The following is a 420-nucleotide window of genomic DNA, read 5'->3' as shown; positions in this document are numbered from 1 at the left end:
ATCATGGAAAATGGCGCAAATACCCAATTAACCGCCGTTCACAAGTTTTGAACAAAATTGCTGCAATTATGCGTTCCCGTTTTAATGAGATTGTAGAATTAGAGATTTTGGATACTGGTAAATCATTGGCTGCGGCTCAAGGCCAAGTAACCCAAGCTATTGAAGATTTTGAATTTTATGCGGCTGCCATTGTTGGCCATCGCGGTGTAGTAAACAATATGCCAGGCCAGTTTCATAATTTCACAGAAAAAGAGCCTGTTGGCGTTTGTGCGCAAATCATTCCTTGGAACTATCCATTAATGATGGCTGCATGGAAAATTGCTCCAGCAATTGCGGTTGGTTGTTCCGTGGTTGTAAAACCAGCAAGCTTAACTCCTCTTACTGCGATTATTCTTGGAGAAATCTGCTTAGAAGCAGGAG

At 41.9% G+C, this 420-nt stretch carries 1 protein-coding gene; it reads left to right on the top strand.

Going from position 1 to position 420, the window contains the following annotated elements:
• A partial coding sequence (locus AC2JF9_RS09775) for an aldehyde dehydrogenase family protein (protein ID WP_500727386.1) occupies positions 1–420 on the top strand: 420 nt, incomplete at both ends.

This window comes from Lactobacillus sp. C449L (assembly GCF_059900815.1).
Note: the sequence above shows the minus strand (reverse complement) of the source record. Positions and strands in the feature narration are given on the sequence as shown.